Genomic DNA, 25783 nt, shown 5'->3' on the forward strand with positions numbered 1-25783 from the left:
AAAGCCACCCTGAGAGTCTAGAAAGACTAAAGCGACCATGACCAACAGCCTTGACACAACACGATCTCGCCAGTGATGCCGTTTTATCTACCCTACTACTATATCTACCGCTGAGTTCTCTGGCCAGCCTCAGCCGCCATAACGTTCCGGCTAAGCACCTGTCGGCCATGACTGGCTGAGGGAACCAGGCTGCACCCGCTCCAATCCTAGACATTTGAGCCTGAGTCTTCCTCAACAATTGCCGTGCGATCCAGTAATAAGAGGTTTCGTAAGTGGTCCGTATCCAAATCGGCCAACCAAGACTCTCCAGAACTCACCACTTGTTCTGCCAGAGCCTGTTTACTTTCAATCAAATCGTGAATTTTTTCCTCTAAGGTTCCCTGACTGACAAATTTATGAACCTGAACATTGCGTGTTTGACCAATGCGAAAGACGCGATCGGTCGCTTGATTTTCCACCGCCGGATTCCACCAGCGATCGACATGAAACACATGATTGGCTCGGGTCAGATTTAAGCCAGTTCCTCCCGCTTTAAGGGAGAGAATAAAAACACGGGGACCTTGGGGGTCTTCTTGGAATCGTTCCACCATCTCCTCCCGCTGATGTTTGCGGGTGGCACCATACAGAAATAAAACATCACTCCCCAGCCGTCGCTCCAAATGAGTTTTTAGAACCTTGCCCCATTCAGAAAATTGAGTAAAAATTAACGCGCGATCGCCCTCAGCAATCAGTTCATCCAGGAGTTCTTCCAAACGCTGCATCTTCCCAGAATCTTGAGTCATACGCTTGAGAATATCCTGCTTATTTTTCTGGGTTTTGAGTCCCAATAGCTGAGGATGATTACAGACCTGTTTGAGTTGGGTCAGTAGGCCCAACACCAAGCCCCGTCGCTGAATTCCATCTGCGGCGTCGATGGCCCCTAGAGAGTCCTGAACCAAAGCTTGATATCGCTCGGCTTGTTTCGGAGTTAACGGACAAAACTCCGTCATCTCCTGTTTTTCCGGTAAATCCTGAATAATATCTTTGTCCGTTTTTAAGCGGCGAAGAATAAACGGCTGCACGAGCGATCGCAAGGTTTTCAACGAGTCCGTATCCCCATAACGCTCAATGGGAATCGCGAAGCGCCGTTTAAAAAAGCCTGAATTGCCCAAATAACCAGGATTCAAAAAATCTAAAATTGACCAAAGTTCTGAGAGGCGATTCTCAACCGGAGTCCCCGTTAATGCGATGCGAAACTCACTAGCCAGTTGACGCACTGCCTGGGATTGCTTCGCTTGATGATTCTTAATATTTTGAGCCTCATCTAAGACCAGGACTCGCCAGTTGATGCCCTGTAGGGTCTTGAGATCTCGATAGACCAGAGCATAGCTGGTAATGAGTAAATCATGGTCCTTGGCCACCTGATGTAACCGCTTGCCTTTGGCTCGTTTAGCCCCATGATGGACTTGCACAGAGAGGGAGGAGCCAAACTTCTTGACTTCCCGCTCCCAGTTACCCAACACTGACGTGGGACAAACCAATAACACCGGGGCATTGAGCGCCCCTTGTTCCTGCAAATACTGTAAAAAGGCGATGGTTTGGATGGTTTTGCCCAACCCCATATCATCCGCTAAACAGGCCCCCAAGCCCCAACGCTCCAGAAACGCCAACCAGCCCACCCCCCGGGATTGATAGGGGCGCAATTCCCCAGCAAAGCCAGAAGGAGCTGCCAAGGGTTCCAAGTGGCGTTTTCCCGTCAGGGTGTCCATCAACTCCTGCATCACCCCACTGGCTTCAAACTGCACCACTGGCAGTTTCCCCAGAGTTTGAGTGTCCCCCATACTAATGCGCAGAGCATCTTCCAAAGACAGGGCCAAGTCTCCCTGACGAGTATTAAAAAACTCCTGAGCCGCCCGCACATCCGCCACCCGTAACTCCACCCATTCCCCATCCACATCTACCAGAGGACTTCCCTGAGTGGTCAGATGGTCAAATTCAGCTTTGGAAATGGTTTTTCCCCCTAGGCTCAGCTCCCATTGGAAGTTGAGAAGTCCCTGAAGTCCCAAACTTTCCCCCGGTTTGGGAGCTTCCACTCGTACCTGTAGGCCCATACGCCCTGAGGGGCCATCTAGACTCTCTAAACTCGGGGGTAGAATGACCCCAAGGCCCGTTTCTTGTAATCGCCAACGCACGGTTTTGAGAAACTCATAGGCTTGAATCGCATCAAGAGAGCAGCGTTCCGGGCGAGAGGTTTCGAGGCTTCCTTCTAGGGTGGGATAGAGCCGTGAGGCTAAGCCAAGACCACTGAGTAGGGTTTCTTGAGGGCGGTTAATCCTATGACCTTCCAAACTGAGGCGATCAACCGGGTGAGTCCAGATGGTGGCAGCGGGAACGGTAAAACTGGGGTCGTACACCGCTTGCAGGAGAAATTCCAAAGACCAAGTGTTCTCCCCTGAGCCGGGGGGGTCAAGACGTAAAGCGGTGCGAAATTGGTTTTGTCCCAATAGGGCCGACTCTACTGGGGCTAGCCAAGCGTTGAGGGTACTGGCTAGGGGTTCTGCTTGTTTGAGACTGAGATTAAGATGGGGCTGAGAACCCGTCAGTCCTGTCAACCATTCTTTTAAGAAAGGGGGAACAGGGGTCTCCTCAAGAGGGGGACACATGTGCCGGACTTGGCAATCAACGATCGCACTGAGGAAGCTACGAATCAGGATCTGGGGACTCGGGGGGTTGGCCGCTGTCGCTGTGGGGTCAGACTCGGGGGCGACGGCCCGACAGGCCTCGGGAAAGCGTTGACTAAAGCGATAGAGGCGATCGCTATCTCGGGGACTATCCAGCAGCAGTTGCCAACGGGCCTCCAGGCGACCATCCGCCCGTAGCACAACGCCAGGGACAAACTTCCCTCGGGCCAGCAAATCCAAGCTCCAACGACTCAGATGCTGCCAGAGTCGCAAATCCGGGCCGAGCCAACGTTGCCCAGATCCCGAATCTGCCTCAGCCACCGTCAGGGGCAATTGGCGTAAGAGGGTTAGGGCCTGTTGGGGACTTAACTCCAGGCCAGGAACCCGCCAGGGCTGTAAACTCAGGCTCATCTCATCAAGACTCGGGCCAGCGGAGTAGACCGGGCGTAAACCGCTATCATCGTTTTGACTAGGCAGTTGCAGCCGTTGTATCTGAGACGGGCAATCAGGGGACAGGTTAAGCTGTTGTTGACGGAGATACTGATGCAGGTCGTCAGGGTTGAGGGCAAAGGGATGCTCAGCGATGTCCTCGCTCGGGGCGATCGCATCCGGAGCCAGACGCCGCCAGGTCTCTCCCCACAGGAAAAAGGAATTGTTGTCGAGGAGCCAACTGCCGTGTAAAACTGCCATTCGGTCTCAGGTGCGGTTAGATGCGAGTGTAGGGTGTCTATCGTCTATGCTACTGTGCCATGGCAGGATTTTCTAGCGGCTTTAGTCGGATCTCACCTCGCTCCCCTGAAGGCTTTGACAAGCCAGGCGATCTGACATGGCAGAAATTGATGTGTAAGATTGGAGCGATATCACAGGGGAGCCGGGGCGATCGCCCTAATCGCAGCTTACATCTCAATTGGTTGTTCAGAGGCAGTTTTGCATGAAAGCCCTTACCGTGTTGGGGACAACATCTGAAGCCGGGAAGTCGATCATAACGACAGCACTTTGTCGCTTACTCTCCCGCCAAGGCGTGCGCATTTCTCCCTTTAAGGGAGCTAGTGTCAGCCTACAATCCTATCTAACGGAGATTGGGGGCGAGATGAGTTATGCTCAAGCCCTCCAGGCCTGGGCGGCCGGAATTGCCCCAGCCGTAGAAATGAATCCGCTCTTACTCCGCCCCAAAGGAGATTCCGCCTATCAAATTATTGTCAAGGGGGTCATCATGGAAACCCTCAGCATGAATGAGTTTCACCACTGGGCTGAACGTGAGGGTTGGGAGATTGTGCGTCAATGCTTGGAGCAGTTGGGGGGGGAGTTTGACCTCTTAATCTGTGAGGGCGCCGGCAGTGCGGCGGAGGTGCATCTGCGAACCTCAGATTTAGCCAATATGCGGGTGGCCCGCTATCTCAACTCCCCAACACTGTTACTGGTCGATAGTGAGCGGGGTGGCGCTCTGGCTCATGTGGTGGGAACCTTAGAGTTATTAGAACCGATTGAACGAGCCTTAGTACGAGGGATTGTTATCAACAAATGGCGCGGTCCGCAAGCCATCCGTCAAGGGGCGGTCTCCTGGCTAGAGGACCGCACGGGAATTCCTGTCCTGGGGGTGATTCCTTGGGATGCGATCGCCTGTTCTCATCAGGGAACCCTCAACTTGCTAAAACGCCATGGTAAACCCACCGCTCCCGAGGTAACTGTAGCCGTCATCCGCCTGCCCCATTTAACCGGGTTCTCTGATTTTGACCCCTTGGATGCAGAACCCACGGTGCGGGTGAAGTATGTCTCTCTCAAACAGTCATTAGGCTATCCCGACGCGGTAATTGTACCGGGAAGTCGTACGACTCTAGCGGATTTAGAGGCATTACGAGAGTCAGGAATGGCTCAGGAAATTCTGGATTACCAGGCTGCTGGGGGTACGGTATTGGGCATTGCCGGGGGCTTTCAGATGTTGGGGGAGTTTGTCGCTGATCCTGAGGGAGTCGAAGGGATGGAAGGACGCATTTCGGGTTTGTCATTGCTGCCGATGACCACAGTCATTACCCAGCAAAAGGTGGCCCGTCAGCGGTCCGTCACCTCCACCTATCCTCATATGGGACTCCATGTTACCGGCTATGAGTTGCATCGGGGTCGCTCTAAGTTGGCCGAGACCGATGCGTTTCAACCCCTGTTCGAGGATGCCAAGTTGGGGGTTGTGGATAGCTATCAATCGGTCTGGGGAACCTATCTTCATGGCATTTTCGATAGTGGTCCCTGGCGGCGGACCTGGCTGAACCGCTTACGGCAGCAGCGAGGTCTCAAAGCGTTACCGACAGGCATTCCTAACTATCGGGAACAGCGAGATACGCTCCTGGAAAACCTCACGGACTTTGTGGAGCAAACTCTTGATATTAGTCCCCTGCTTCAGTAGCCGGCTTAACTCAAACCGATTAAGGCCCCCAGAATTAAGAGACTACTTATCAGGGCAAACCAGACAAACTGATTGTCTGAGCGGTTGATCTGACTCGGATCAATGGGGTCGGGTTCACGGAGAGGTCGAGGTTTGGGGGGACGACGGCCCCCCCTGGGGTTGGACCCTTTGCGATCGCTCCCCTGAGCCACTTCGGTGGGAGTTAAGTCGGGAATGCTCACGTTCCACTCAGGGCGGGAGGCGAGGCGAGGCGCTTCTAAGATGGCCAATAGGCGACGACTCTGCTGGCGGGTGGCCCAGTTAGGATGACGACTCAGTTGACGACAGAGGCGGATTGCGGCAGGATAGTCGCCAACAGATTGATAGGCACTCACCAGCCAAATTTGAATGTCACCCCCGAGGGGGCTCGCGCGTTCGCTGAGGGCACTGGCTTGTTCAAGGAGGATGACCGCCTGCCGGTAACGGCCTTGTTCAAACTCCTCTTTAGCAGTTTCGTAGTTAATGCGGGCCAGATCACTGGCATCGGGGCTACTCACAAGAACTGGACAACGGTGAATGGTGTACAAAGGAGTTCACTTGAGCCACAGTGCTTGAGGGCATCGTGGAACCGGACTCCTAGTATGACAGTCGTCATCTACGGCTATAGTATCGCGATCGCCCTCCCGGGAAAATGCCCCAGGGGCGATCAACCTGGGGGGGTGTCGCCGGGGCAGAAATTTTTGTCTGTTTTCCGTCCAACCCCGCAAACGAACTGCTATGGTGCTAAGGGGACAATCCCGAATTGCCCAGATTTCTGTTGCAAAGGACTCTCATACCCGTCCGACGCTTGGCGAATTTCAGACAAAGCATATGACCAGATTGCGTGATTGGATGGTGATTAGCTTAACAGCCGCCATCGCCCTCAATTGTGTTGAGGTTCAAGCCACCCCGAAAGCGTTAGGTAAAGACTTAACCAAGGAGGCCGTCTCTGAGGGCGACTCCATCCCCACAGAGCGAACGGTGGAGTCGTTGCAAGCAGACGGACTCCCCACTCCGACCGAAGGCAATTCGGCCTCTCATCTGGCCCAAATCCTCCCGGAACGTGGGTTTCCTGAGCTTCCCGATTTTCCTCCGGCGTTTGAGGTTGGCCCCATTGATCCGAATGAACCGCCGCCCTCTTTTTTAGATCCCCATCCCAATTTCCTACGCTTTCCCACTCGGCCCGAGGAGGTGGATATTGAAGGGATTCAACCCATTACCCTCAACCAAGCCTTAGAGCTGGCAGTTCGTAATAATCTTGACCTTCGGCAAGCTGAGCTGAGTTTGGAACAAAGCTTAGCCAGTCTCCGAGAAACCCAAGCCGATTTGTTCCCCAATGTGAACCTCTCCTCGAACTTAACCTGGAGTGATTCTGCAAACGCTCGTCTGAGTATTCGCCGCCAGGAAGAGACTCTGGGGCAGCGATCGCCCACCCAAGGTGACCCCACCTCGACCACCTGGAATACGGAACTGAGTGTTAACTACACGGTATTTGATTTTGGCGGCCGCGCCGGTCGGATTGCAGCCGCTGAAGCCCAAGTGCGCAACACGGAATTACAGATTGAGCAACAGCTCGAACAGGTTCGCTTTCAGGTTCGAAACGCCTACTACAATATCCAAGAGGCGGATATGAATGTGCGGATTGGCCAGGCTGCTGTGGAGAATGCTGAACAGAGTTTGCGGGATGCTCAGGCTCTCGAAGCGGGCGGGTTGGGAACTCGCTTTGATGTGTTGCGAGCTGAGGTGCAGTTAGCCAATGATCAGCAGATTCTCAATGAGGCTTTGGCGGAGCAACAGGTATCACGACGGCAGTTAGCACGAATTTTGAATGTCCCCCAATCGGTGGATCTGGCCGCTGCTGATCCGGTGAATTTGGCAGGGGTTTGGGAGCTACCTCTGGATGAAACCATCATTTTGGCGTTTCGCAATCGGGCTGAACTGCAACAGGAGTTGATTGATCGCGATATTGCTCAGGAACAACAACGGGTGGTGCGATCGCAGGGACTGCCCCAATTTTCCTTATTTGGCTCCGCCAACTTAGTTACCACCTCGGGCGATGGCGTCAGCGGCTTAACCGAGGGGTACTCAGCCGGGGCCCAGATGCAGTGGAACCTCTTTGATGGGGGGGCCAGAGCCGCCGCCATTCGCCAACTTGAAGCCCAGGAAGAGTCGGCCTCTGTGCGTTTTGCCAATGCTCGTAATCAGGTCCGCTCTGAGGTAGAAGAGTCTTACTATCAACTTAACTCTCGCCTGCAAAACGTCAGCCGCGCCACGGCGGCCCTGGAGTTGGCTGAGGAAAGTCTGGAGTTAGCCCGGGCACGATTTCGGGCAGGGGTGGGAACCCAAACGGATGTGATTGCGGCTCAGAATGATTTCACTCAGGCTCAGGGGAACCGAGTAACCGCTATTTTGGGCTACAACCGCTCCTTAGCTCAATTACGGCGGGCGGTTAGCAATCATCCCTTTATTGATGAGATTCAAGAACGGCTGCGGTGATGGCGTCAGGGGGGGGGAGGCCCCCTCATCCCCGGCTTAGGGGACTCGGGGATTAACAATATTTTACAAAAATCGTAAAGATTGTTAACATAAAATTACCCCTTAATTGTTAGATGCCAAGCCCACAGATGGAGAGTACCCATGGCTAATATTAAGTTTGTTAACGAGGAGTTGGAAATTGTCGCCGCCGATGGTGCAAATCTACGGATTAAAGCCCTTGAAAATAAAGTTGATGTCTACAAAACCTGGGGCAAGCTGACGAACTGTGGGGGTTACGGACAATGTGGAACCTGCATTGTTGACGTGATTGAGGGCATGGAGAACCTATCGCCACCAACGGAAACAGAAAAGCGGAAGTTACGCAAGAAACCCGACAGCTATCGTTTAGCCTGTCAAGTTCAGGTCAATGGCGAGGTGAGCATTAAAACCAAGCCATGATATCCTAGAGGAGCTTCATTGTTTAAGATGCTCGAGGCTTTCTATGGAAGTTAATGATCTTGGTTTTGTAGCGAGTCTTTTATTTGTGCTCGTGCCCACGGTTTTCTTGTTAATTCTGTATATCCAGACCCAAAGCCGGGAGAGCTAGGCAACCCGATCAGTCTTGATCCATGTCAGCTCATCCCGTCCCAACAAACCCCCCAGTTTTACTCAAAGCTGGGGGGTTTTGTCTGAATCGTTTCCGAAGCACTAACGGGCCAACAAAACGGGACAGTTGGCGTAGACGCGAACATAGTCCGAGAGAGATTGACCCAGGAGGCGATCTAAGTCAGGTAAGGCTTTGGCAATGTTGGGGCGACGGTCTGGAGACCCCAAGACCAACAAATCAACATTGTTATCTTCCGCGAGGCGGCAAATCTCGGGACCGGCTTTCCCTGAGGCGATGAGGCTTTGGGTTTGCAAACCCAGGCGTTTAGCTTTCTCACGGGCCGCGTTTAAGACTGGGTCATTGTCGGGGGCCACGTTCTTATCTGGAGGATTCACATGGGTGAGAATCAGTTTGGCGTCTTTGAGATCCTTAACCCAAGACAGAGTCAAGTCTAGGGACTCTTGGGCGGACTCGGAGGCATCCAGGGCCACCATGACTCGTTTGAGCCGTTTGACATAGACCTCATCTTTGACCAATAACATGGGGCGGTCGGCCAGTTGGAACACATACTGACTGACGGAATTCTCCAGAATTGAGACCAGACGGCCCAAACCCCGAGATCCCATGATGATCAAATCGGCGTTTTCTTCTTTGGCCACGTCACAGACGATGGTTTTTGGGTCTCCTTGTTTCAGTCGTGGGTTGATTTTACTGGGATCGACTTTCAGGGATTGGACGGCCTGAGCGAGGACTCGTCCCCCCTCCTCTAGTTTTTCAGAGACTAAATCGGCGGAGACTTGGGGGGGAACTACGTGGAGAACCGTGATTTCAGCTCGCTGAATCTCCGGAATCTCCAGGAGTTGGTTCAGCATCTCTTCGCACAACCCCCGTCCGGCGACGGCAACAAGAATTCTTTCAATCATAGTTTTAGTATTGGGTATTGACAAAACGTCATGCTAGGGTGTACCGTTCGGCTGCGGTGTGCCCAAACTTGTGCAACGACACTAAGATTAAGGATAAGCCCGATAACCGGCCCAAAATTTGTAGAAATGTAGCGTTTTGAAACAGTTTGTGATGCGCGATTCAGAACATCTCCCCACGGGAGCAATCCAAAACCGCTCGGTCGTTGGCGATGGCTTATGGTTCGAGTATCCAGTCCGGGCCCATCCTCACCATACGGATTATGGGGGGGTGGTCTGGCATGGACAGTATATTGCCTGGATGGAAGAGGCCCGCGTGGAATGTCTGCGATCGATTGGGATTGATTACGAGGATTTAGTAGCTCTCGGGTGTGAGTTGTTGGTGGTGGAGTTGTCCACGCGCTATCACCGGGCTATGCGCCTTGGGGAAACGGCGATTGTCCGCACGTCCATGGAGCCGGGGGCCGGTGTCCGCCTCAATTGGGACTATCAGATTGTGCCGATGGAAGGGGGAGAGCCGTTTCTCAGTGCCCGCATTACCTTGGTGACGGTTGATCGCGAGAAGGGCAAAATTATGCGTCGTCTCCCCCCGGTTTTGCATGAGGTCTTCGCTAAATTGGCGCAAACTTCGTCTTAGCTTTGGAGTTGTGCGAGTTTGGGCAGCAGGTGCTGAAAGGCTAATCCCCGATGACTACAGGCTTTTTTGGTTTCGGGGGCCATCTCGGCAAAGGTTTGCTGCTGCTGTTCAACCCAGAAGATGGGATCGTAGCCGAATCCTCCGTTGCCTCTCGGGGCCTTGAGGATTTCTCCGGGACAACAGCCTTGGACGTCTAGGGCGATCGCCCCCTGAGGATTGGCGATCGCGATGGCACAGATAAACTGGGCCTGGCGATCGTCTCGGTCCCCCAGTTCCCGTAACAGGCGTTGGATGCGATCGCCATCGCTGCTCCCATAGCGGGCTGAGTGGATACCCGGACGACCGTTGAGGGCATCGACCGCTAGACCCGAATCATCGGCGATCGCCCACTGTCCGGTCACTTGAGCCACCGTCACAGCTTTGAGGCGAGCATTTTCAGCAAAGGTTGTCCCGGTTTCCTCAATCTCAAGGTCTTGGGGTTTTAACTGAAGTTCCCAGTTCGTCTCCTCCAGATACTCCTGTATTTCCTTGAGTTTACCGGGATTCCCCGTGGCAACAATGAGAATCGTCATCAGTTTGCAGTTGTGGCAATAGGGGTGATGGGCGTTGGAGTCCGGGGATAGCGTTCCATGAGCGATCGCACCTGTTCGGCGTGATAGGAACTCCGCGTCAGAGGCGAGGCCACCACCTGCAAGAAGCCAATGGACTCCCCATACTCCCGCCAAGCCTCAAACTGTTCAGGGGCGATAAAATCCTGAACGCCTAAATGCTTCTGACTCGGTTGCAGATATTGCCCCAGGGTGAGGATATCGCAGTCCACCGCCCGCAAGTCTCGCATCACCTGACGCACTTCCGCATCTTCTTCCCCCAAACCGACCATAATTCCAGATTTACTGTACACCCAGGGAGCTAACTCACGAGTCCGTCGTAACAACTCCAGGCTCCGTTGATAATCTCCCTGGGGACGGGTACGGCGATATAAACGTGGCACAGTCTCTGTATTGTGATTGAGGACTTCCGGCTGAGCCGCCAGAATGGTTCCTAACGCCTGCCAGTTCCCACAGAGATCCGGAATCAACACCTCAATGGTGGTTCCTGGGGACTCTTGACGCACCGCCTCAATACAGTTGACAAACTGAGTGGCTCCACCGTCAGGCAAATCATCCCGATTCACGGAGGTGATCACCACATGATTGAGCCTCAGTCGCCGCACAGCTTCGGCGAGATGGTGGGGTTCGTTGACGTCGAGGGGCTGAGGTTTCTTCTCAAAGTCAATATCACAGTAGGGACAGGCGCGAGTGCAAGCCGGTCCCATAATCAGGAAGGTGGCAGTCCCATTGTTGAAACACTCACCAATGTTGGGACAAGAGGCTTCCTCACAGACGGTGTTGAGGCTGAGGTCTCGGAGAATCTCTTTAACGTTACCCACTCGTTGCCATTGGGGGGCTTTGACACGCAACCAGTCGGGTTTGAGGGTGGCTCGCTCCACGATTAATCTACCTATTGCAAGAGGACTGAAGGTTTCATTGTACCGTGGGGGAGGAGGGAAGGAAGAGGGAACACCGGAGAACCCACCCCGCCCTCCGGGCACCCCTCCCAAGAGGGGAAAGACGTAGACTTTTATGGTAGGTGAGCGATAGTCGAACCCTGGTCACCCTAGGTAAGAGGCAAGAGGCAAAAGGCAGTAGGGTCGGGAGTTAATTATCTGACCTCGGGCAGGGGTTGGACGTTAAACAAAATGCCTGTGGAGACGGTCTAGCGGGAAAGGATGTCAAAACGAGTGACATAGGAATCAGAGCCAAATTCTTTAACCACTGGGGGGATTCCCTCAAGGTCAAGTGTGGCTGTGCCATCGGGATTGACTTGATAACGCCACTGACTTCCTGGACAACTTGACGTCTCAATTCCGGTTATACGTTGAGGGAACTGCCCTTGCTGACGGGCTTGGGTCTTAACTTGTTGAACCTTTTCGGTCAACTCCAGGGCAAATTTCAATTGTTGCACTCTCACCCAAAAGCTAAAACTATAATCAATCACATTTGAGTAGTCAATAAAATTCCATCGCGTTGGTTGGATAGTGCCCCTCAAGTCTTCCACTTCAATTGCACAGACGTCAGATCCTTTGATTCCCTGCAACATTTGACTATGATTGTCCCAGGTTTCGGCTGCAACTAGGTTAAGGTAGGGGGTCGCTAATATCCAGAGAAAGCTACCAATTGGAGAGGTTTCTCCCAATAGATAGTCATCCTGATATAAAGATGTGTGGATATGTCCTTCGACTTGAAGTCCATTTAGTATGGACATTTCTAGTTTTTTGACGGTTTGATTAAGTTCAGGATAGATTTCTTGAGGAACGTCATCAAGTTGACGTAGAACTGCTGCTAGATCATTGTGGGCATTTAAACTAATAATTTGAGCGATTAGGTCTGGCTGTTGAGGAAAAGAATCTACAAGCCGAGTGAGTGCTTTTAGGGTCAAGAATACTTCGTCTGTTTCTCCTGCACGATCATCTCTGATGGCTTGAACTAACATTAGCCTGAAGACATTAAACCGACTGAGAAAGCTGGGTAGAGAGGTGGTGACTGAGATAGTTCTGATATCGTAGCCCATCCCCCAGTCTAAGGCTTCTCCTTGCACAAGGCGATCGCGAAGTGTCCTCAATTCCTGTTGCTGTGCATCGAGAGACGTTATCAGAGCCTCGGGAATGTCTGGGAGAGAGTCTTCTGTCGTCTCGACTATTTTTTTCAGGTAAGGCTGAAGAGAACTAGGGATTTCAGAATCGCTGATGTCTTGCCCAAATGCATCTAGATCTGAGGCAAGGGTGTTAGCCGGTTTTGGAGGAAACTGTTGATAGAGTTGTTCCCGGTCTTCCTTGGCTTCTGCTAAGCTCTGACGACTGGCGGTATTCGCTACCCACAAGAGAATAGACCATCCGCCAATTAGGAAGAGATTGACAAGAATCAGTAAACGAGCATTCCGAGTTAACGAATTCATAAGGACTTACCTCAGATTTCTATAGCGGTTGTTTATTATTTGTTGCTATCAAGGCATTGCTGCAAAATGTTCTAAGAGGAAACGGTGAATAAAAATATAGCCTCCCCCCATTTTTTGGAGAAAAATACAGGTGGTAGCATAGTCTAGGAAATGGGCATCGTTTCTAGGAATCAATTGATGCGATCGCAGCATACTCCTGAGAAGCCCATGTTTGAGGGCCGTAAGTCCACCACTCAATAGGGCTACCGCGACCCCAATGGCGATCGCAACAGGAATCGGTCCGCCGAGTAGTCCGAACAGGGTTCCTAAGAGAACGATGACAATACCCCCTAAAATTGAGGCGTTATACAGAGCTTGCCAAATTCCCTGATTCGGCCATGTGGTTTTATCAATGCCAATTCCTGTAAATCCCCCAATCAAAAACGCAATCAGTCCACCGACGAGCTGACTCATTATACCCAAGGGAATTCCAAACAAAATCGGAGCCAGCAATAGGGTGAACAAGGAATTATGCAAGCTTTCTCCTGATAATTCAAAATTATTTGACAAGGCATTAAAGACGGCAATTCCTCCGAAAACAAGCCCAAATCCTAATCCCCACCACATCCCCTTTGCAAGACTCTTTTTGCCTGCAAAACTAGACCATTGAAGCTGATTAGCTGGGATAATTGGATTCTTTAGCACCGACCAAAACAGCAGCCCGAGACCAACATAAGAAAGATAGAGAACCGGCACGTTTACGGGTTGAGTCAAGACTGAATCCATACCAGCTACCGAGCTGTATATTAGTCCAAAAAGCCAGCCCAACATCAAAACAATCAAACCCACCAAAAGACTGAACCCTAAAGCACCGATGGGTTTCAATAGTTTTTGACCTAAGACTGTTTGGAGTTCTGTCCAACAAACCGCACTAACTCCTCCAACTATAATTCCCCCAAACAGCAATATTAAAAACAGGGGAAATTCCTCTAGAGACGTTGTGATAACATAAGGAAAAAATGTCCAGAGTATAGCTCCCAGGACTGCCCCCAAAATAACTGAAAGTTTTAGATTGTATTCCAGGATTTGTTGCTTTGTCTGTAGCCAATTTAGCTGAATCCCTTCAATCAAGAATATAGTTTGGGACTCGCGAACTAACTGTTTTGCTAAATAGCTCAGCCAATGTTGAGTCTGTTGGTCAGAATAGGGTTTGGGGCCAACATGACGGTTAAGCATTCGTTGAATATAGGTATCAAACAAATGCTGACGTCGTTGTTCGGGGGTGACCGTTTCTTGGAGTTCAGAGGCGGACATCCCCTGATACGCCAGGGACATGATACTCAGCATCAATGGCGATCGCCCGAACTCTCGTAAATGGGTATCCTCGTCCATCACCTGTGCGACCCCAGCCAAGGCATCACCAGTCCCCTGGAAATAATCACTAACCTGCTCAGAGGTGAGGGGTTGTAAACAAATTGCCCCTTGAAGTTGTAGACGAGTGTTCAAGGCTTCATAATCTTGAACCCGGCTACAGACAATTAGTTCTGTTTGTCCGTGGTCTTGATAAAACTCATTAATAGCTGCAACACAAGCCTCTCGGCGGTTCGATTGTACTTCGTCTAAACCATCAAGAAGTAGGAGGAGTTTCTGTTCCTGAATCCAAGTGCTTGCAGTTTGCTGACGCACCTGATACTTGTGTTTAAGTTCTGCCACGAGCCAATCGGCGATTGTTTGTCGTTTCCCCCGCCAAGATGAGAGGTTAAACAGGACGGGAATCGGTAGGCTGACATCGTACCTGGCCCGTTCAATCAACTCCCGAGCCATTTCTAGCAATGTTGTTGTCTTACCAGACCCGGGTTCCCCTAAAATCAGTAGAGTTCGCCCGACGCCCAACTCATCAAACTTATCCAAGGCTTGAGTTCCCGATGGTAGGGGTTCAGAATGACTCTCCTGTTGCCACGTCATTCCCCAGGGACGATCCAACAGATCCTCGCGAGAGGCGAGTCCTAAGTCCAACAGCACTCGCCCTTGTAAGGAACGTTCCAAACCGCCCTTAATCCAGATTTGATGAACTTTCTCAAGGAGGACTTGCCGGTTCCGATAGTCTTGGCGTAGAGGGACAGTTGGACTGGGCTGGCGTTTGGGGCGATCGCCTGACTCTAATAAAATCTGATAAACGGGGAAGGCATCACTGATATTTTTGAGTTCCCGAAGTCCCAAATAGGTCGCCTTCACCGATAGGGTTTTCTTGACATCATCGTAAACCGACTTCGAGATACAGATTCCGTTGGGTTCAGCTTGGGTTTGTAAGCGGGCCGCGATATTGACCCCATTGCCCATGATGTCATTATCTTTAAGATAGACATTCCCGACATGAATGCCGATGCGATGCTCTAAAATGTCAGGGTCTGATAGGGTTTTGCGCTGTTCTACGAGCTGTTGTTGAATCTCAAGGGCACAGGCAACAGCGGAGATGGCTTGCTCGAAGTACATTAATAACCCATCTCCCGTGGATTTGAGAACCTGCCCCCCCTGACGCTGACAAATTTCGGTCATCAGCGTTAGGTCTCGTTCCACCAACCGTAGGGTACGGTTTTCATCGACAGCCATTCTGGCACTAAAGCCGACAGCATCACTGAACACAACAGCCGCCATGACGAGCTGTGAATCAGACGCAGTTTCCAATTGATCCATTGTTTCAGACCTCACCGCTAATTGGGATAGACACATAGGAAACGTGCCGAAGACAAGGGAAACGTCAGTCCTGAGGCTTGCTTCGCCCAGTTTAACCGCAAAAATTGCAAAGTTGCCCAAAACTGCCTACCCCCTGTAGGTAAACAAATGTATCAATTCACCTGAGGCCTTGACATTTAATTTGAAAACGGTAAAAATAGATACAGAAAGATAAATCGTTCATCTCTCCACATCACCACGCTCTAAACATCTTAGAGCCAAGTGAGGGGAGACGGAAGTAGGGACAACTCCCGAAGGAACGCGCCTCTTTGCTCATTTCACGCTCTGGAGGCGAAAACCATGGAACTCACTTATCGCGGCATTGCTTACAACACCACTCCGGTTCAAGTCGAAGCACAAGCTTCTACAGAAGGGTCTGGCAAGTATCGTGGCTTAGATTGGCGCTTTTGTAACGTTCAACCTAAGTTGACTCAACAGCCCACCATTGAACTGAAATATCGGGGTGTCAGCTATCGCACTAACGAAGCAGGTCAGGCGGAATCTGTTTCAGAACAGTCTCGTCGTTTGATGATGAACAACACTCGTCGCAGTGAACGTCGTCATCTGACTATGTTGAATCGCTCCTTCGCCGAGTTGGGTGCGTAGTTCTCTCACCCTCAACTGAGTCCCACTTAAAAGCTGTCAGCAAGACCTGCTATATGATTGCTGGCTAATAACAGAGCCGACCTAGACATTCTGGGTCGGCTTGATACTGTTTGAGGGGTAGGGGGGGAACCCTAAATGTTACAGAAATTTATATTCGTAAATCAGATACTCTCGTTAAGTAAAAATTGCTATCATTTCGGGTTAGGGCGATCGCCAATTGTGTAGAGTAGACAGTAAGGCAGAGATCAACTTGACCTGGAATTAGCCGGAACGTTGCCTTTGCCTCCGTTGTAGTTCTTTATTGGAGGTTTCAATCCTAATTTCGTTTTGTCAGTGTCGATGCAGTTTGTTGATTCATGACTGCCCCAGCACCTAGCCGAAGAATCACTGATTTCACCCCCACCCAACCGACTTTAAGTAGAGCCGGAAACAGGGAGACTAATGTGGAATTGCCGGATTCATGAGGCTAGGTGTTGCGTTTAAGAGTATTTATACTCAATGAAAAAGCATCTTCAAAGATATAATTGAGCCTAGCTTTTAACTGTAACATTTCATTAAATTGACTTGCATATCTAGGGTGAGTTGCCTATAGTGGTAATCAGAAGCCGGAAGAAGGCTTCACGGCAGATAAGCACAGCGCAGTCCACATTAGTAAACGAGGTAAATACGCTGTTAACTCTAACATCTGTCCAACTCCAAAACACAACGACACCCGCCCAAGCGACTGAAACCTCCTCGAATTAGCCGACTGGGAGCAACTCAGCACAATCATCCCCGAGAGATGTTTTTGGCTGTGCCTCCAGAAAGTCTCAACAACTATGAGGAAATCACTCGTCCGACTGGTCTGGGTGTCGTTGTTGTTTTGTATAGAGGGATTTAGGTCTCTCCCAAAACGGTCTCGGTTAGACCACTGCAAACCGACCGCTGATGGCCCCCCAAGCGACGATAATCGCTAAGACCCAGAGATAATAGGAGAAATAGCGGAATCGGGCTTTGTAGAGGAAATTCAGGACAATCTGTAGGGCCCCAATCCCGACGACGGCCGCCACTAGGAAGCCAATGAATAGGGGCAGAAACTCCAGGGTGAGGGAGTCGGCCCGTAAGACATCAATCAGTTGTAAGGCTGTAGCCCCGAGAATGGTGGGGAAGGCGATAAAAAAGCTATATTCAGCGGCCCATTGTCGTTTTAAACCGACAAATAAGGCAAAGGAAATGGTCATCCCACTGCGGCTGAGGCCCGGCATGAGAGCTAATCCTTGGCCGATACCGATGACCGTGGCCACCCAGGGGGTGATTTGTCGTAAGCCTCGGGGTTGGCGTAATTTGCGATCGGTGTACCAGAGGAGAATGCCGGTGATGGTTAGGGTGACGGAAATGGCCAGGGGATGGGCGAAGATTTCCTTAAATAGCGATCGCATGGGAAAGCCAATTAAGCCGGTGACGAATACTGATAGTAGGCCGAGAACGGCCAGACGCAGGTAGAGGCGATCGCCCTCTCGGGGATGGGTGGGAACCAGTAAGGAGGTTAATCCTTTAAACTGGCCCGGTTGCGATCGCCACTCGGACAGCAATTGAGCTAAATCCCGCCACACCTGAGCCAGAAACCGGCTGAGACTGCGGCGAAAGACGACAGCAATGGAAATCAGAGTCCCCACATGGACGATTAAATCGAACAAAATCATCTCGGCACTTTCGGGTGAGGGTAAACTCGACCCCTGCTGAATCAGCCAATGTTGGGTTAACACCAGGTGACTCGTGGAACTGACTGGGAAAAACATAAAAATGCCTTGGATGATTCCCAGGAGAATGGATTCAAAGATGGTCATGGGGGCAAGGGGGGAGGGGCAAGAGGCAAGAGGCAAAAGGCAAGAGGCAAGAGGGGAGACCGTTAGGTTTGGAGATTTTGCTGTACTAATTAAAATGACTCTTGTTTTTGTTTTTTTGTTTTGAGTCTGGGCTTTCAGCGATTACTGACTCAGTTTAGCTTGTTCATGTTTGAAGATGGGGTTAAAAAAAATTCTGAAATGGAGATCGATTGTCCTCAAAGTCTGTTATTATACTAAACCGTTGCGCACATGATGCTTGTAAGCGGTCAACTGTGCAACATCCCCTCTGGGGGCGGTTAGCTCAGCGGTAGAGCGCCTGCCTTACAAGCAGGATGTCACTGGTTCAATCCCAGTACCGCCCATTTAAAATCAGTTATAGCCTTTAACAGCCAGGATTGCCCGGAATCAGGAGACTCGGCTGAGGGGTGCGATCGCCCGCAAGCCGGGGAGTTCCTTGGTCGTCAAATTGTAGGGCCTGGGCTTCTCTGAGTCGGGGTTGGGGAGATGAGGGTGACTGGGGTGGCTGTTCGCTGACGTCAGTTGGGGCCGCCGGTACCTGTATATCTTCCCAGACAACTGGGTCTGTTGTGGGAGTCCAGGGAACCTGGGGTAATCCTCCCTGGCCGGTGGTGATAAAGCGGCTGTCCCCAATGTGGCAATTAGATAACATCACTAGGGGGGTGAGAGGCTCGGGGAGAGACATTAGGGCAGCGGAGAAATTAATCTCTGGACTGTTGATGCTGACTTCGCCACTAAATTCGGGTCCGAGGAGGGAACTGGCGGTAATATCACTTTGAGCCGTTGGCGACTCACGAAAGGCAATGCCGAACATCCCCTCGGCGGTAATGTGAACTTGTCCACCACGACCTTCGAGAGCGTTGGCACTGATGTTACTGTTTTCGAGGGCGACGAGGGTGGAGGTGGTGATGCTGATATTCCCCCCGTCAGCGGTCCCCGCATCGGTGTTGATGGTACTGCCCTGGCGTAATTGTAGGGCCTGCGATCGCACTTGGATATTGCCCCCGGGACCGGACACCGTCTCGGCATTAAAGTTACTGCCTCGGTCTAACAGAATCTCACGGGCTGTGACCTCTAAGTTGCCGGCGGCTCCCTCTCCGAAGCTACGCACATCGAAACGAGAGTCATCTCTTAGAGTAATGCGATCGCTAAATACTTGGATATCCCCACCCGCTCCCGTGGCATCTGGACGAATATCTTGACGGCCTGAGGTGGAGGCGAAGAAGTTCCTAAAGCCAAAGATTGGCGATCGCCCCGATAGGTGAATCTCATCAGCTCTGACCTCTAACCGCCCTCCATCAGCAGGACCGAACGTTTCCGTGGATAAACCCGCTCCATCCTGGAGAATTAAGCGGGGGGTATGCAGGGTCACATTCCCCGAGGGAAAGCTGCCGAAGGTGGCGGTAACAATCCCACTGCCAAAGCGTCCATCCTCGGATAATCCCGTCAGTTCCAGGGATTCTCGGGCTTGAATGTTGATATCGCCTCCTGACCCCCCTTCTATAATAAGGACATTGCCTAACCAGCCGCCGCTGTTGGAGGCAATTGTCCCACCGTCAACGGCTCGCAGATGAGTGGTAACGATATGAATATCCCCTGCTGTCCCGGTTGCTAAAAAGGAGTTACTGAAAATTCCTGTGAGAATGAAAGCATCGGCACGGCTATTGATTACATCAATCCTATCCTGGGCTGCAATGGTAATCTGACCGCTATGGCCATCGCCGAAGGTTGCCCCCGCTACGATGCCACCGTCACGGATACGTAAGCGATCAGTATTGATAGTGACATCGGCGGCTGACCCCTGACTATTGGGAAGTGTCAGGCTCAGAAAACCAGATTCCTGTATATCTAGGCTCTCCCCGACATCAACGGTAAGATTTCCTCCCTGGGCCGACTCAAACACGGCCTGATTGACCATTGAACCTTGCTGGAGGGTCAAATCCCCATCGGTGATCAGGTGAATATCCCCAGCCTGACCGGAAACCCCTTGAGAAAAGATGCCGCTTATAACAGTGAGGGGTTGCAAGCCATCCCCCGCCATCGTGGCCAGATACTGACTGAACGGCTCGAACCCACTACCCAGTAGCATGATTCCTTCCCTCGCCTCTAGGGTAATGTCTCCTCCCTGGCCACCGTCATCCACAGAACTGACCACAGCCGCATTATCCCTGAGGTGGAACTGTTGGGTTTGAATCTGGACATCGGGGCCATTTTGGGAGAGGATGCGAGACTCTGGGTTTAAGTCAACCCCAGTCTGCATGTCAATGGCGATCGCACCGGTTCCCGATGAAAGAATCTGGGCCTCGGTCATGGCCAGGCGATCACCCAACAGGCGAATCTCTCCCCCCTCCAGGATGGCTCCCTGAGTTAATTCAATCGGTCCTAAGGTCCTGGCCGTCACCGCCGCCACCCGTCCCTGGCCATCGAGATTAACCCGGCTTCCGGGGCCAAAACTCCCGAACTCCATTCTCTGGGGCGATCGCACTCCTCCCCCCACCATCTGCACCTCTCCTGCCAACAAACTCAGTTGGGCCGCGTCTAACCCCCTCACCTCCCCCTGACTATCCCGGGCCTGAGAGCGATTGACAATCGTTCCCGGAGTGTCACCAAACTGAAGACCGATGGGAACCGAGATTTGCAGGAGCGGGGGAGATTGGCTGGGGGAGGTTCCCCAAACGCTACCATCGGCAAACTGGATTTGTTCGGCCGTCGTCCCTAAAAAGGCCCCACCAATGGATAATCGTGCATTGTCGCCAAAGTGAATGCCATTGGGATTAATCAGAATTAGATTAGCGGTTCCGTTAGCACTGAGATGTCCATCGAGTTGGGAGAGGTCCGAACCCGTCACTCGGGTGATAATCGTCTCCAGGTTGGGCGCATTATCAAGATGAACCTCAAGGGATTCTGGAATGGAAAACTCCTGAAAACTATGGAAGAGGGTATCTCCTCGCACAGTTCCCCCTTCAATGCGAATCTGATTCCCCTCGGGAACCAGACGGGAGTTTTCCGGGAGGCTGTCATCTGGACGCAGTTGTGAGAGGCTGGGGCTGGGGGTTAGGCTCTGGAGGATGACCAGGCCAGCGACGAGGTGCGGCCAATGGATGTCCTGGAGTACGTGATGGCTCATCTGGCAAGTCTCATCGAATAGTCTTGCGTCCGTGACGCTGGAGTTGAGCGAGCGACTCTTATCTGTGGTTATAGGGGCAGTTCGGGGCCCACGGGAACAATACCGGTAGGATTGATGGCGTCATGGCTGCGATAGTAGTGAGCCTTGATATGCTCAAAATTGCAGGTTTCTGAGATGCCGGGATGGTGATAGATCCGTTTGACATAATCCCAGAGGTGGGGATAGTCCCAAATATGGCGACGGTTGCATTTAAAGTGACCGTAGTAGACGGCGTCGAAGCGGATGAGAGTGGTAAATAGGCAAATGTCCGCTTCCGTGAGGCGATCGCCACAGAGGTAGGCCTGTTTCTGCAATACGGATTCCCAATGGTCTAACGCCGCAAAAAGCTCATTGACGGCATCCTCATAGGCCCCTTGAGTGGTAGCAAATCCGGCTCGATAGACGCCATTGTTAATTGGCTGATAAATCGCGTCAATCGTTTGGTCAATGCGCCCCTGGAGGTCTGGGGGGCAGAAATTGCGCTGGGGATCTTCGGCAAAAAAGGCCTGATCCAGCATCCGAATAATCTCGCGAGATTCGTTGTTGACGATAGTCTGCTGCTGTTTATCCCATAAAATGGGAACCGTGACCCGGCCGGTCATTTGAGGATCGACTTTGAGATAGAGATCTCGAACATAGGTGGTTCCATTGACGGTATCGGGGATACAGCCCGGGGCCTCGGAGAAAAACCAGCCCTCAACCCCCATATAGGGATCGACAACTGAGAGGCTAATGGCTTGCTCTAAGCCTTTTAAGGCCCGCATAATCAAGGTGCGATGGGCCCAAGGGCAGGCATAACTTACATAAAGATGGTACCGTCCCGCTTCAGGGGTAAAGCCCTGTTCCCCCTCCTGAGTCATCCAATTCCGGAAGCGAGTGGGGGGACGGAGAAAGCGTCCTTGCTCGTCGTCTTGCTGACGCTTTGATGTCCATTGTCCGTTTACTAATTGTCCCAACGCCATGATATTTGCTCCGCAACAGTCTGATACAAGGTTTGCTGATACTACGAGATTGCCGAGTATTAAGTTCCTGGAGGAACCTACGTCGGATACTTGGATTGAGCAGGCGATCGCCCATCTGGATACCATACTCCTGGATCACTCCCATTGTGAACGGAAAGCGGCGGCCAATGCTCTGAATTTAATGTGTCGTTACCCCTCCGATGGGCCGCTGTTGCGGGAACTGACGCGGTTGGCGGAGGAGGAACTGGAGCATTTTCGGCAGGTGAATGAAATTTTAGAGGAACGGGGGATTCCTTTAGCGCCTTTGAATGCGCCGCCCTATGCCTCGCAGTTAAAGCGCCAATTGCGCCATAATGAGCCGGAGCGTAAACTGGACTTGTTACTGGTGTCGGGATTGATTGAGGCGCGATCGCATGAACGGTTAGGGTTACTGGCCACGCATCTGCCCGAGCCGGATTTGGCTGAGTTTTACCGTAGCCTAATGGCATCGGAAGCTCGTCACTATGGTATATTCTGGATTTTAGCCACCCATGAGTTTCCCCGAGATGTGGTCAACCGCCGTCTTAGAGAACTCGCTCAGGTAGAATCGGAGATTTTGGCCAGCTTGCATCCTGAACCTCGCATTCATAGTTAAGCCGTCCCTGGGCCCTGTTCCCTGTGAGTTCCCTTCCTCCCAAACCGCCTAACTCAGACAGCTTGGGGCAACTCAGTCCCGAACAAGAGCAACAGGTACAACGTTGGCAACGGATGGCAGCATCCCGTTCTTCATCTCGGGGGGGGATTCCTTGGCGGTTAGTGGCTTGGGGCTTGGGGATTTGGGCGAGTTTATTGCTTGTGGCCGTCGCCGCCTTTGTGCTGCTGAGTCATCCTCGCTATGTGGGGGGAAGTTCCGAGGAACCGCGCGATCGCCCTGGACTGGGGATGGGGGTGGTGATCGTGGTTAGCTGTGTGGGGGGAAGTCTATTACTGGGGCGTTGGTTGGAGATTCGGGGACGCCGTTAACGATAGGTACAACCTGCCTCGGTGAGTCCATGAGGCAAGTCTCCCGAGAGACCGGGCCGACATCTCGCTTAAAATAAGGTTAACCTGTGTAAAGCTGCTGTTGAATTTCACCTTTAGCTAGGCGATCGCCATCATGAATTTCCCGAATGCGGGCAGTATTTTGACGACACTCATTCAAGGAGATGGGGTTGGAGGGTTAGCCCGCCGTGTTGAAGGGTTAGAGGCCCATCAATTCATTACATTGCTGGATTTCATCACCGCAGAATTTCAGCAATACACCCGGGCGATCGAATTTCTCAACGACAGCACCTTAGAAACCATCCTAGAAGAACTCCTTGATGCCTTCACCCTTAAAATTGGACAAATTTTAAAAGCCGAACGAACAACGATTTTTCTCTTGGATCGCGATCGGCAACAGCTTTGGTCGAAAGTCATCCTTGACGATGGCACATCTAAAGAACTCCGCCTTCCCTCCAATGTCGGCATTCTTGGACAAGTGGCTAGTACCGGAATTGGAGTCACCGTTGCCTCGCCTCATGACCATGCCCTGTTTAACAAGGAAGTCGATGAATTTTCGGGCGATCGTGCCCATAACCTCCTTTGCGCCCCTATTTTTAGTCGCAAAAATGCAGGTCAAGTTATGGCAGTGGTTCAACTCCTTAATCACCAGGAATGCAAGCAGTTTACGGAAGAAGATTTAGCCACGTTTGATAATTTTTCCGATACCATTGGTATCATCCTTGAAAGTTGCCAATCCTTCTATCGCGCTGCCCAAAATCAACGGGGGGTTTCTGCATTACTTAATGCCACTACCTCCCTCGGACAAAGTCTCGATTTAGAAACAACCCTAAGAACTGTTATGGATCAGGCTCGGCAATTACTCAAAGCCGACCGCAGTACTCTCTTTTTGTTAGCTGACGATAGACGAGAACTTTGGACTAAAATCGCCAAGGCTGACGGTACAACCATGATGGAAATCCGGATTCCTAGTAATAAGGGAATTGCTGGCTATGTTGCATCCACCGGTAAGCCTCTCAATATTTCTGATGCCTATGAAGACCCCCGTTTTGACCCCTCCACCGACAAGAAAACTGGCTATATTACCCGTAATATTCTCTGTATGCCAGTCTTCAACTCGGAAGGTGACCTGATTGGCGTTACTCAACTCATCAATAAATATCAGGGTAGTTTCACCCAAGCGGATGAGTTTTTTATGGAAGCTTTTAATATTCAAGCCGGAATTGCCTTAGAAAATGCTCAACTCTTCCAAGATGTCAATGTTGAAAAACAATATCAAAAAGATATTTTACAAAGTCTTTCTGATGCAGTTATCTCTACGGATATGCGGGGTAATATTGTTACGATTAATGAGGCAGCATTAGAGCTTCTCGGCTGTCCTATAAAATCAGAAAATGGAAAATATCATCAACAGGTTTGGGAAGAAAGTCTAATTGGCTGCTTAGTTTGGGAAGCCATTCCCATTGAAAGTTTAAAATTTCGTCTTGAAGACAGCTTATCTCATGCCGCTCGTCATTATGTCCCAGAACAGAGTGTCGTTTTGGGAATTTATACCCTATCTCAAGAGAATATTCTTGATGAAACGGCTATAGATCCAGATATTGAAACCCTAGAAGAAGATATCAGCCAGATTGACTTTCCTCTTCATCTTTTGGCTACCTTAGAAACTGAAGAAACAGAAATTTATCGTATTTGGTACGGCACGACCTTAAAACATATTAAACATCCCACTCGAATTCCTAAAAGTAAAGTCTCTTCTGTTGAACGGAGTATCAACTTAACGGTTACTCCCCTAACCAACCCAGAAGGCGGGGTACGTGGAGGGTTAGTCGTATTAGAAGATATTAGCCGCGAGAAGCGCATGAAAACGGCCATGTATCGCTACATGACACCGAATGTTGCTGAGCAGGTAATGGCGTTGGGGGAAGATGCGTTAATGGTAGGAGAACGCAAAGATGTAACCATTTTATTTTCTGATATTCGTGGTTACACCACTATGACAGAAAATTTTGATGCATCGGAGGTCGTGACGCTTCTCAATCAATATTTTGAAACTATGGTTGAGGCGGTGTTTAATTTTGAAGGAACGTTGGATAAGTTTATTGGCGATGCCTTGATGGCAGTGTTTGGGGCTCCCCTACCTTTAACGGAAAATCATGCTTGGATGGCAATTCGTTCGGCCCTAGATATGCGTCGGCGTTTAGCGGTGTTTAATCAGCAGCGAATCATTGAGAATCAGCCCAAAATTCAGATTGGCATTGGTATTAGTTCGGGGGAAGTTGTCTCTGGAAATATTGGCTCTCAAAAACGCATGGATTACACCGTGATTGGGGATGGTGTAAATTTAAGTGCTCGCCTAGAGAGTTTAACGAAAGAATATGGTTGCGACATCATCATTAGCGAATACACCTATAATTTGTGTGCCGATCGCATTTGGGTTCGAGAAATTGATAAGATTCGCGTCAAGGGGAAGAAAACCGCCAGTAGTATCTATGAGTTAATTGATGTTAAGAAGAATGATTTAGACCGAGAAACAATCAAGTTTTTACATTTATATAAAGTCGGACGAGAGGACTATTTGATGCGAAATTTCGAGCAGGCGATCGCCTGTTTTGAGGCAGCCTTACAATTACGTCCCCATGATAAGGCCTCTAAAATTCTCCTAGATACCTCGAAAGAGTATCTGTGCCATGAGCCCCCACCCGACTGGGATGGGGTGAGAACCATGACCCATAAATAGCCTCGGGGGGTTGGCGGAGGTGGA

The 25783-nt window shown here is 51.1% G+C and carries 20 protein-coding genes, 1 tRNA gene and 1 riboswitch; of the genes, 11 read left to right on the plus strand and 10 right to left on the minus strand.

Features of this window, described 5'->3' with window-relative positions; translation table 11 throughout:
• Positions 1-50 precede the first annotated feature (50 nt).
• Positions 51-179, plus strand: coding sequence for a hypothetical protein (locus NEA10_RS20790; RefSeq protein WP_258719049.1), 129 nt, complete (start codon positions 51-53; stop codon positions 177-179).
• Between the two features lie 27 nt (positions 180-206).
• Here the strand turns inward: NEA10_RS20790 and NEA10_RS00155 are convergent, their stop codons facing one another.
• The gene (locus tag NEA10_RS00155) at positions 207-3350 is read right to left on the minus strand and encodes a sll1366 family intein-prone helicase (RefSeq protein ID WP_252663225.1); all 3144 of its coding nucleotides are present in this window, start codon (positions 3348-3350) and stop codon (positions 207-209) included.
• Between the two features lie 241 nt (positions 3351-3591).
• Between NEA10_RS00155 and cobQ the strand changes: the two genes are divergently transcribed.
• On the plus strand, positions 3592-5058 hold the full coding sequence (gene cobQ / locus NEA10_RS00160; RefSeq protein ID WP_252663226.1) for a cobyric acid synthase CobQ: 1467 nt from the start codon (positions 3592-3594) through the stop codon (positions 5056-5058).
• A 5-nt stretch (positions 5059-5063) separates the two neighbouring features.
• Here the strand turns inward: cobQ and NEA10_RS00165 are convergent, their stop codons facing one another.
• Positions 5064-5594, minus strand: a complete 531-nt coding sequence (locus NEA10_RS00165) for an outer membrane protein assembly factor BamD (protein ID WP_252663227.1) — start codon at positions 5592-5594, stop codon at positions 5064-5066.
• Positions 5595-5907: 313 nt separating this feature from the next.
• Here NEA10_RS00165 and NEA10_RS00170 point away from each other — a divergent pair, with 313 nt between their 5' ends.
• From NEA10_RS00170 to psbM, 3 genes are all read left to right on the plus strand, one after another.
• Entirely contained in the window at positions 5908-7572 is a 1665-nt protein-coding gene (locus tag NEA10_RS00170; RefSeq protein ID WP_252663228.1) for a TolC family protein, read from the plus strand.
• A gap of 141 nt (positions 7573-7713) precedes the next feature.
• Positions 7714-8010: a 2Fe-2S iron-sulfur cluster-binding protein gene (locus tag NEA10_RS00175; RefSeq protein ID WP_252663229.1), complete on the plus strand. Its 297-nt coding sequence runs from the start codon at positions 7714-7716 to the stop codon at positions 8008-8010.
• A 43-nt stretch (positions 8011-8053) separates the two neighbouring features.
• Entirely contained in the window at positions 8054-8158 is a 105-nt protein-coding gene (psbM, locus tag NEA10_RS00180) for a photosystem II reaction center protein PsbM (protein WP_074162898.1), read from the plus strand.
• Positions 8159-8259: 101 nt separating this feature from the next.
• On the opposite strand, the gene NEA10_RS00185 is transcribed toward psbM, so the two are convergent.
• A complete protein-coding gene (locus tag NEA10_RS00185) occupies positions 8260-9081 on the minus strand; it encodes a universal stress protein (RefSeq protein ID WP_252663230.1) in 822 nt (273 codons plus the stop codon).
• A gap of 151 nt (positions 9082-9232) precedes the next feature.
• On the opposite strand from NEA10_RS00185, the gene NEA10_RS00190 reads away from it, so the two are divergent.
• Positions 9233-9715, plus strand: a complete 483-nt coding sequence (locus NEA10_RS00190) for an acyl-CoA thioesterase (RefSeq protein WP_252665421.1) — start codon at positions 9233-9235, stop codon at positions 9713-9715.
• On the opposite strand, the gene rdgB is transcribed toward NEA10_RS00190, so the two are convergent.
• From rdgB to NEA10_RS00210, 4 genes are all read right to left on the minus strand, one after another.
• A complete protein-coding gene (gene rdgB, locus NEA10_RS00195; RefSeq protein WP_252663231.1) occupies positions 9712-10287 on the minus strand; it encodes an RdgB/HAM1 family non-canonical purine NTP pyrophosphatase in 576 nt (191 codons plus the stop codon). The genes NEA10_RS00190 and rdgB overlap by 4 nt on opposite strands.
• Positions 10287-11204, minus strand: a complete 918-nt coding sequence (gene lipA / locus NEA10_RS00200) for a lipoyl synthase (protein WP_252663232.1) — start codon at positions 11202-11204, stop codon at positions 10287-10289. Before lipA ends, rdgB begins: the two co-directional genes overlap by 1 nt.
• Positions 11205-11470: 266 nt before the next feature.
• Entirely contained in the window at positions 11471-12709 is a 1239-nt protein-coding gene (locus NEA10_RS00205; protein ID WP_252663233.1) for a hypothetical protein, read from the minus strand.
• A 48-nt stretch (positions 12710-12757) separates the two neighbouring features.
• Positions 12758-15343 carry an NACHT domain-containing protein gene (locus NEA10_RS00210; protein WP_252663234.1) on the minus strand — a complete coding sequence of 862 codons (2586 nt, stop codon included), beginning with the start codon at positions 15341-15343 and terminating at the stop codon, positions 12758-12760.
• Between the two features lie 253 nt (positions 15344-15596).
• Positions 15597-15687, plus strand: a riboswitch (Glutamine riboswitch).
• A 34-nt stretch (positions 15688-15721) separates the two neighbouring features.
• Between NEA10_RS00210 and NEA10_RS00215 the strand changes: the two genes are divergently transcribed.
• Complete coding sequence (locus NEA10_RS00215) at positions 15722-16027, plus strand: DUF4278 domain-containing protein (protein ID WP_252663235.1); 306 nt, start codon at positions 15722-15724, stop codon at positions 16025-16027.
• Positions 16028-16929: 902 nt separating this feature from the next.
• On the opposite strand, the gene NEA10_RS00220 is transcribed toward NEA10_RS00215, so the two are convergent.
• Positions 16930-17853 carry an undecaprenyl-diphosphate phosphatase gene (locus NEA10_RS00220; protein WP_252663236.1) on the minus strand — a complete coding sequence of 308 codons (924 nt, stop codon included), beginning with the start codon at positions 17851-17853 and terminating at the stop codon, positions 16930-16932.
• Between the two features lie 290 nt (positions 17854-18143).
• Between NEA10_RS00220 and NEA10_RS00225 the strand changes: the two genes are divergently transcribed.
• Positions 18144-18215, plus strand: a tRNA-Val gene (locus NEA10_RS00225).
• A 20-nt stretch (positions 18216-18235) separates the two neighbouring features.
• On the opposite strand, the gene NEA10_RS00230 is transcribed toward NEA10_RS00225, so the two are convergent.
• Together NEA10_RS00230 and NEA10_RS00235 are read right to left on the minus strand one after the other, a co-directional pair.
• Positions 18236-20998 carry a filamentous hemagglutinin N-terminal domain-containing protein gene (locus NEA10_RS00230; protein WP_252663237.1) on the minus strand — a complete coding sequence of 921 codons (2763 nt, stop codon included), beginning with the start codon at positions 20996-20998 and terminating at the stop codon, positions 18236-18238.
• Positions 20999-21066: 68 nt separating this feature from the next.
• Positions 21067-21999, minus strand: coding sequence for a glutathione S-transferase family protein (locus tag NEA10_RS00235; RefSeq protein WP_252663238.1), 933 nt, complete (start codon positions 21997-21999; stop codon positions 21067-21069).
• Between NEA10_RS00235 and NEA10_RS00240 the strand changes: the two genes are divergently transcribed.
• From NEA10_RS00240 to NEA10_RS00250, 3 genes are all read left to right on the plus strand, one after another.
• On the plus strand, positions 21998-22633 hold the full coding sequence (locus tag NEA10_RS00240; RefSeq protein ID WP_252663239.1) for a MiaE family protein: 636 nt from the start codon (positions 21998-22000) through the stop codon (positions 22631-22633). The genes NEA10_RS00235 and NEA10_RS00240 overlap by 2 nt on opposite strands.
• Before the next feature lie 23 nt (positions 22634-22656).
• On the plus strand, positions 22657-23001 hold the full coding sequence (locus NEA10_RS00245) for a hypothetical protein (protein WP_252663240.1): 345 nt from the start codon (positions 22657-22659) through the stop codon (positions 22999-23001).
• Between the two features lie 133 nt (positions 23002-23134).
• Positions 23135-25759 (plus strand): GAF domain-containing protein, encoded by a 2625-nt coding sequence (locus NEA10_RS00250; protein WP_252663241.1) that lies wholly within the window; start codon positions 23135-23137, stop codon positions 25757-25759.
• Positions 25760-25783: the final 24 nt, after the last annotated feature.

Origin of the sequence: Phormidium yuhuli AB48 (genome assembly GCF_023983615.1) — a bacterium.
GTDB classification, from domain to species: domain Bacteria; phylum Cyanobacteriota; class Cyanobacteriia; order Cyanobacteriales; family Geitlerinemataceae; genus Sodalinema; species Sodalinema yuhuli.

Coding starts and splice junctions, on each gene's coding strand:
- NEA10_RS00155 (WP_252663225.1), bottom strand. CDS start 3,350: ATGGCAGTTTTACACGGCAGTTGGCTCCTCGACAACAATTCCTTTTTC.
- cobQ (WP_252663226.1), top strand. CDS start 3,592: ATGAAAGCCCTTACCGTGTTGGGGACAACATCTGAAGCCGGGAAGTCG.
- NEA10_RS00170 (WP_252663228.1), top strand. CDS start 5,908: ATGACCAGATTGCGTGATTGGATGGTGATTAGCTTAACAGCCGCCATC.
- NEA10_RS00175 (WP_252663229.1), top strand. CDS start 7,714: ATGGCTAATATTAAGTTTGTTAACGAGGAGTTGGAAATTGTCGCCGCC.
- psbM (WP_074162898.1), top strand. CDS start 8,054: ATGGAAGTTAATGATCTTGGTTTTGTAGCGAGTCTTTTATTTGTGCTC.
- NEA10_RS00185 (WP_252663230.1), bottom strand. CDS start 9,081: ATGATTGAAAGAATTCTTGTTGCCGTCGCCGGACGGGGGTTGTGCGAA.
- NEA10_RS00190 (WP_252665421.1), top strand. CDS start 9,233: ATGCGCGATTCAGAACATCTCCCCACGGGAGCAATCCAAAACCGCTCG.
- rdgB (WP_252663231.1), bottom strand. CDS start 10,287: ATGACGATTCTCATTGTTGCCACGGGGAATCCCGGTAAACTCAAGGAA.
- NEA10_RS00205 (WP_252663233.1), bottom strand. CDS start 12,709: ATGAATTCGTTAACTCGGAATGCTCGTTTACTGATTCTTGTCAATCTC.
- NEA10_RS00210 (WP_252663234.1), bottom strand. CDS start 15,343: ATGGCGGCTGTTGTGTTCAGTGATGCTGTCGGCTTTAGTGCCAGAATG.
- NEA10_RS00215 (WP_252663235.1), top strand. CDS start 15,722: ATGGAACTCACTTATCGCGGCATTGCTTACAACACCACTCCGGTTCAA.
- NEA10_RS00220 (WP_252663236.1), bottom strand. CDS start 17,853: ATGACCATCTTTGAATCCATTCTCCTGGGAATCATCCAAGGCATTTTT.
- NEA10_RS00230 (WP_252663237.1), bottom strand. CDS start 20,998: ATGAGCCATCACGTACTCCAGGACATCCATTGGCCGCACCTCGTCGCT.
- NEA10_RS00240 (WP_252663239.1), top strand. CDS start 21,998: ATGATATTTGCTCCGCAACAGTCTGATACAAGGTTTGCTGATACTACG.
- NEA10_RS00235 (WP_252663238.1), bottom strand. CDS start 21,999: ATGGCGTTGGGACAATTAGTAAACGGACAATGGACATCAAAGCGTCAG.
- NEA10_RS00250 (WP_252663241.1), top strand. CDS start 23,135: ATGAATTTCCCGAATGCGGGCAGTATTTTGACGACACTCATTCAAGGA.